General features: G+C 71.7%; 8 protein-coding genes. 5 read left to right on the forward strand and 3 right to left on the reverse strand.

The annotated features are described in order from the left end of the window. The 3 genes from G3I40_RS38195 to G3I40_RS38205 form a co-directional block, all read left to right on the forward strand. On the forward strand, positions 1–617 hold a 617-nt coding region (locus tag G3I40_RS38195), incomplete at its 5' end, for a M56 family metallopeptidase (RefSeq protein ID WP_164559415.1). Positions 618–651: 34 nt separating this feature from the next. Continuing rightward, positions 652–1,338 carry a phosphatase PAP2 family protein gene (locus tag G3I40_RS38200; RefSeq protein WP_164559416.1) on the forward strand — a complete coding sequence of 229 codons (687 nt, stop codon included), beginning with the start codon at positions 652–654 and terminating at the stop codon, positions 1,336–1,338. Between the two features lie 33 nt (positions 1,339–1,371). Beyond that, positions 1,372–2,067, forward strand: coding sequence for an HAD-IA family hydrolase (locus tag G3I40_RS38205; RefSeq protein WP_164559417.1), 696 nt, complete (start codon positions 1,372–1,374; stop codon positions 2,065–2,067). Here G3I40_RS38205 and G3I40_RS38210 read toward each other — a convergent pair. Continuing rightward, on the reverse strand, positions 2,064–2,477 hold the full coding sequence (locus tag G3I40_RS38210) for a (4Fe-4S)-binding protein (RefSeq protein ID WP_164559418.1): 414 nt from the start codon (positions 2,475–2,477) through the stop codon (positions 2,064–2,066). The two genes, G3I40_RS38205 and G3I40_RS38210, sit on opposite strands and share 4 nt — an antisense overlap. Positions 2,478–2,754: 277 nt before the next feature. On the opposite strand from G3I40_RS38210, the gene G3I40_RS38215 reads away from it, so the two are divergent. Continuing rightward, positions 2,755–3,522, forward strand: a complete 768-nt coding sequence (locus G3I40_RS38215) for a TetR/AcrR family transcriptional regulator (protein ID WP_164559419.1) — start codon at positions 2,755–2,757, stop codon at positions 3,520–3,522. Here G3I40_RS38215 and G3I40_RS38220 read toward each other — a convergent pair. Then, positions 3,510–5,015, reverse strand: coding sequence for a hypothetical protein (locus tag G3I40_RS38220; protein WP_164559421.1), 1,506 nt, complete (start codon positions 5,013–5,015; stop codon positions 3,510–3,512). The two genes, G3I40_RS38215 and G3I40_RS38220, sit on opposite strands and share 13 nt — an antisense overlap. A gap of 73 nt (positions 5,016–5,088) precedes the next feature. On the opposite strand from G3I40_RS38220, the gene G3I40_RS38225 reads away from it, so the two are divergent. Next, on the forward strand, positions 5,089–5,757 hold the full coding sequence (locus G3I40_RS38225) for a DUF305 domain-containing protein (RefSeq protein WP_164559420.1): 669 nt from the start codon (positions 5,089–5,091) through the stop codon (positions 5,755–5,757). Positions 5,758–5,779: 22 nt separating this feature from the next. On the opposite strand, the gene G3I40_RS47695 is transcribed toward G3I40_RS38225, so the two are convergent. Next, a partial coding sequence (locus G3I40_RS47695; protein WP_239092181.1) for a DUF6214 family protein occupies positions 5,780–5,929 on the reverse strand: 150 nt, incomplete at its 5' end.

Consider the following 5,929-nt stretch of genomic DNA (forward strand, 5'->3'; position numbering starts at 1 on the left):
TGCTGGTGCGCGAGGTGCGCCGGGCGGGGGCCCGGCGCCGGCAGCGGCGGACCGAACTCCAGGTCCGCGCCCCGCTGTTGCCCGGCGAGGAGCCCGGCTCCGATCGCCTGGTGGTGCTGGAGGGCGAACGGCCCGACGCCTGGTGGCTGCCCGGCACGACGCCTCAACTGGTCATCACCACGGCCGCGTTGCAGCGCTTGAAGGGCCGTCAGCTGGACGCGGTGCTCGCGCACGAGCAGGGACACGCCCGGTGGCGGCACGACTGGCTGCTGCACTCCTCGGGCGCGCTGGCCGCCGGATTCCCGCAGGTCCCGGTGTTCGCCGCGTTCCGCGACGAGATGCACCGGCTCGTCGAACTGGCCGCCGACGACGTCGCCTCGCGCCGCTTCGGCCGGCTCACCATCGCCCTGGCGCTGGTCGAACTCAACGAGGACCGCGGGGTGTTCGGCCCCTGCCCCACGCCGCAGGCGCACGTCCCGCAGCGGGTGCACCGACTGCTGGCACCGCCGACCCGGCTGACCCCGGCCCGCCGGCTGCGCCTGACCGCGGCGGCCGCGCTGGTCCCCCTGGTGCCGCTTCTCGTGACGTTCGGGCCGGGTCTGCGCGCGCTGGGATAGTCCGCACCGCCCACGATGGGCGAGGATCTTCCCCATGTATCCGGCGCACCTCGATCCCCCGTCCCCCTCCCGCCGCACCCCGCTCTCGATCGCCCTCGCCCTGGCCTGCGTGGTGCTGCTGCTCCTGGTGGCGTCCCGCTGGGCCCCCCTCATGGACCTGGACTCCGCCGTCGTCCGGGCCCTGCACCGGGGGGCGCTGGCCGAGCCCGGCGTCACGCACGCCAGCCGGGTCCTCACGGACTGGGTGTGGGATCCGTGGACGATGCGCGCCCTGTGCGCGGTCCTCGCGGCGGGCGTGGTGTGGCGGCTGCGCGACCGGGTGCTCGGGGTGTGGCTGCTGGCCACCTGCGCGCTCGGCAGTCTCGTCCAGCAGATCCTCAAATCGGCCGTGGACCGGCCGCGCCCGGTATGGCGCGTGCCGGTGGACTCGGCGCACTACGCGGCGTACCCCTCGGGCCATGCGATGACGGCGACGGTCGTGTGCGGCCTGGCCCTGTGGCTGCTGCGCCGGTACGGAGCCGGAACGGCCGTGCGGGTGGCGGCCCTGGCGGTCGCGGTGGTCTCCGTGCTCGGAGTGGGCCTGACCCGGCTGTGGCTGGGGGTGCACTGGCCCTCGGACGTGCTGGGCGGCTGGCTGCTCGGGGCGCTGACGGTACTGCTGTCCACAGCGGCGTACGCGAAGTGGCGCGCCCCCCACCAGGACCCCGACGCCCGCCCTTGACCAGCGACTTCGCCACCGCGCAGGATCGGACGCATGACGCTCAAAGCCGTGCTCTTCGACTTCTCCGGGACGCTCTTTCGCATCGAGTCCACCGCGTCCTGGCTCCGCGCGGTCCTCGACGAGGCCCAGCTGTCCCTGTCCGACGACGAGTTCGCGCGCGCGACGCACGCTCTGGACGAGGTCGGTGCGCTGCCCGGCGGCACGACGCACCACGTAGAGGTCCCCGACCACCTGGCCGAGCTGGTGGCCGTCCGCGACGTGGACGCCTCCCGGCACCGGGCCGCGTACACGGGCCTGGCCCGCGAGGTCCCGCTGCCGGACGACCGGCTCTACGACGCCCTGTACGACCGGCACATGCTGCCCGTGGCCTGGCATCCGTACCCGGACGCGCTCGGGGTGCTGGCGGGCCTGCGCGAGCGCGGCATCCCGGTGGCCGTCGTCAGCAACATCGGCTGGGACCCCCGCCCCGTCTTCGTGGCGCACGGTCTCGACCCGTACGTCGACGCGTACGTCCTGTCCTACCGGTACGGGGTCACCAAGCCGGACCCGCGCCTGTTCACGGCCGCGTGCCAGGCGCTCGGCGTGGCCCCGGGCGACGTCCTGATGGTCGGCGACGACCGGCGGGCGGACGGCGGCGCCGCCGCGCTGGGCTGCGCCGTGCACTTCGTGGACCACCTGCCGGCGGACCGGCGCCCCGACGGCCTGCGCCCGGTCCTCGGCCTCGTCTAACCGGCGCCCGGGGCGCCGCAGTCACCGCCGTGGTCGCAGTACGGCTGGTTCTCGCTGACCCCGCAGCCGCACAGCGTGGCCCGCGTCTGCACGGACTCCGCGCCGTCCGCCGCGCGGATGCGCAGATCGCCGCGGAGCACGAGCCGGCCGTCCGCCGTCCGTTCCACGGTCGTGGCCATCGGCGGCAACTCCACGGTGCCGTCGACGAGTTCGTAGCGGAGCGCGCCCGAGGGGCAGCGGCGTACGACGGCCGCGACCTGGTCGGCGGGCGCGGCGTCCGGCTGGATCCACGGCCGCTGCTGCGTGTCGAAGACCTGCGGCAGACCGCGTACGCACTCCGCGGCGTGCAGGCACCGCTGTCCGTCGAACGTGACGGTGATCAGGTGCCCGCGGTACGGCCTGCGGGTCATGACCGGTGTCCGTCCATGGCGTACGCCTCCTCGGGAACATGGCCCCCAGGCCACTGTAGGAAGCGTCCCGCCGGCCCGCGCGCCGGGAAGGGGCGAACTCGGCCCCCGGGCGGCACCGACACCGTCCGGAGACCGGTCCAGGAATCGCGGCCGTATCGGACGATCCCCCGCGTCGCCCGATACGGCCCGTGCCCCGGGCACACCGCACCCCACGGGGCCGGTGGCCGGACCGCGCTGAGTATAGTTGGCTGGAAGCCAGTCAACGCAGGAGTCAAGGATGTCCCCCCGCAGCGCATCGGTCAATGAGGAGTTGCGCCGACGTTCCCGCGAACGGCTCCTGCAGGCGACGCTGGAACTCGTCGGGGAGCGCGGGTACGACGCGACGACCCTCGGCGACATCGCGGACCGCGCCGGATCGGCACGCGGTCTGGTCTCGTACTACTTCCCGGGCAAGCGGCACCTGCTGCAGTCGGCGGTGCACCGGCTGATGCACCGGACGCTGGAGGAGACCCTGGAGCGCGCGCCGCGCACGCAGGACGGGAACGAGCGGCTCGCCCGGGCCATCGACGCGATCCTGGGCCTGGCCAGGGACCAGCCCGTGCTGATGCGTACGCACATGGCGGGGATCCTGCACGCGGAGGGGTTCGTGCAGTGCCCCGAGCAGCAGCGGCTCGCGGAACTGCTGCGCGACACGGTCACGCGGCACGGCACGCTCGACGTCGACCGGGACTATCCGCTGCTGCGCGCCGTGCTGATGGGCGCCGTGTTCGCGATGCTCGTGCCGGGCGTCCCGATGCCGATGGCGACGATGCGCGCCGAGCTCTTCGACCGTTACGACCTGGAGTGGGAGCAGGGCTTCCCGCCGGGCGAGAGCGACGACGCCTCGCCCGACGGCAGCCCCGCACACGGCCGACCGGCCGATTTCTCACGCTACTTCGAACCGCTGCGGCCGGCCCCGGACACCGCGGGCCGGCCCGCGCGAACCGATCAGACCGATCAGACGGACCGGATGGATCGGACGGATCGGTCCGGTCAGTCGAAGTAGTCCGGCTGCGTCTGGGTGTTGAGCTCGTCCAGGTGGACCCGCTTGGCCTGGTCCGTGCGCCGGTCGCTGAGCTTCAGGACGTCGAAGCCCTTCTCGATGTCGTTCGAGTAGATGTAGCCGTTGTAGTAGTACGCCGACCAGGAGCCGCCGACGACCAGTTCGTCGGTGGTCAGCGGTCCGCGCTCGAAGTAGCCGATCTCCTTGGGCTTCGTGGAGTTCGTGAAGTCCCAGACGGAGACGCCGCCCTGATACCAGGCCTGGACCATGAGGTCCTTGCCCGTGACCGGGATCAGCGAGCCGTTGTGCGCGACGCAGTTCTCGGTGTCGGCCTGGTGGCGCGGGATCTTGAAGTAGCTGCGGAAGACGAGCTTGCGCTTGTCGCCCTTGCCGACGATGTCGTAGATGCCGTCGGCGCCGCGGTTCGGGCCGATCTCGGCGTTGCAGGTGGCGGCGCCACCGCCGCCCAGCTCGTCGGTGAACACGACCTTCTTCGCGCTCTGGTTGAAGGTCGCGGAGTGCCAGAACGCGAAGTTCACGTTGTCCTGGACCCGGTCGATGACCTTCGGGTTCTCCGGGTCCTTGAGGGAGAACAGGATGCCGTCACCCATGCAGGCCCCGGCGGCCAGGTCCTTGGAGGGCAGCACGGTGATGTCGTGGCAGCCGGTGGTCTTGGAGACGCCCGGGTTGGTGGGAGCGCCCGGGTTGCCACCGCCGTCCGCGCCCTCACCGGGGAAGAGCACCGGGAAGTTCACGACCGCGGCCTTCTGCGGCGCCTTGCGCGGCACCTTGATCACGGAGATGCCGTCGTGCGGCGGCTGGCAGTCGGGGAACGTGGCGCTCGGCGAGTACGAGGAGACGTACACGTAGACGTTCTTCTTCTGCGGCACCAGGGTGTGCGTGTGCGAGCCGCAGGACGTCTCGACGGCGGCGACGTACTTCGGGTTCCGCTTGTCGCTGATGTCGAAGACCTTCATGCCCTCCCACGACGACTTCTCGGTCGCGGGCTGGGTGGTGGAGGCACAGGAGTTGTCGCTGCGGGAGCTGTCCGTGGACAGGAACAGCAGGTTCCCGGAGACGGAGACGTCGTTCTGGGAGCCCGGGCACAGCACCTGCGCGACGGTCCTCGGCGCCTTCGGGTTGCTGAGGTCGAAGATGCGGAAGCCGTCGTAGTTCCCGGCGAAGGCGTACTTGCCCTGGAACGCGAGGTCCGTGTTGAACCCGGGCAGCGCGTCCTTGGGGATGTTGGTGAGGTGCTGGATGTTGTCGGAGTGGGCGATCTCGTCCTGGCCGGGTATCTCACCGGCGGCTATCGCCGCCTTCGCCTCGGACTGCGCGCTGCCCGAGACGCTCTTGGCCGCCCCCGACCCGTCGCCGGGGTCAGGGGTGGCCGACACCGGGCCGGCGGTGAGCAGGGCCGCGAGAAGCCCGGCAGCGGCGGCGCCAACTGCCAGGCGTCTGCGGCGCGTTCGGGTCGGGCTGTGCAACAGGGTCACTGTTGTCTCCTGATTGACGATGACGTCGCTGATACGTGAACGGTTCACGGATTCCCCGAGTATCGTCTTCCTCATGCACAGATCAAAAGAGGGCAACGGAATCGTCATCAAAGTTGCTCTCCCCGCGCTGCTCGCGGCACTCGCACTGGGCACGGCAGCCTGCGACGCGGGCGGATCCGGTGCGGCCAACTCCCCTGCCTCCAGCGGACCTTCGGTCATCGCGCCGGGCAAGCCCGGGGAGGCCGCGGAGACCCTCTCGGCGCAGGACGCACAGCGGCGCAACGTGGACGAAGGGCCCAACTCGGCCGACGTGCACTACGCGCAGATGATGATCCTGCACCACCGACAGGCGCTGAAGATGACCGAACTGGCCCCGGAACAGGCCCAGTCGGTTCCGGTGAAGCGGCTCGCCGAGCGGATCTCCGCCGCACAGGGCCCTGAGGTCGAGGTGATGCGCGGCTGGCTGAAGCAGCACGGCCGCAGCGAGTCCCCGTCGGGTCACGCGGGGCACGAGACGATGCCGGGGATGGCGAGCGCGGCGCAGCTGAAGAGTCTGCGGGCCGCACGGGGCACGGCATTTGACGATCTGTTCCTGAAGCTCATGATCACGCATCACCAGGGCGCGGTGACGATGGCCACGCAGGTGAAGAGCGACGGGAACGACGTGCAGGTGGAGGAGATGGCGGACGACGTGATCGCTCAGCAGACGGCGGAGATCGGCCGGATGCGGCGGATGCGCTGAGCGCCGCCCCGCCCGCCGCGGGTCACCGCCTGTTGTGGCGCGGGGCCAGGAATCCCGCGTCGCGCGCCGCCGCGATCAGCCGCAGGGACTTGCGGCGGCTGCGGCCCGTCGCGCACATCACCGCCAGGACCGGATCGCCCCCCTCCTCCTGAGCGGCGCGATAGGCCTCGGC

Origin of the sequence: Streptomyces sp. SID14478, assembly GCF_010548525.1 — a bacterium.
Taxonomy (GTDB): domain Bacteria; phylum Actinomycetota; class Actinomycetes; order Streptomycetales; family Streptomycetaceae; genus Streptomyces.

What these genes read in the sequence shown, in the direction of transcription:
- G3I40_RS38210 (WP_164559418.1), bottom strand. Translation starts at nt 2,477, where the DNA reads ATGACCCGCAGGCCGTACCGCGGGCACCTGATCACCGTCACGTTCGAC.
- G3I40_RS38200 (WP_164559416.1), top strand. Translation starts at nt 652, where the DNA reads ATGTATCCGGCGCACCTCGATCCCCCGTCCCCCTCCCGCCGCACCCCG.
- G3I40_RS38215 (WP_164559419.1), top strand. Translation starts at nt 2,755, where the DNA reads ATGTCCCCCCGCAGCGCATCGGTCAATGAGGAGTTGCGCCGACGTTCC.
- G3I40_RS38205 (WP_164559417.1), top strand. Translation starts at nt 1,372, where the DNA reads ATGACGCTCAAAGCCGTGCTCTTCGACTTCTCCGGGACGCTCTTTCGC.
- G3I40_RS38225 (WP_164559420.1), top strand. Translation starts at nt 5,089, where the DNA reads ATGCACAGATCAAAAGAGGGCAACGGAATCGTCATCAAAGTTGCTCTC.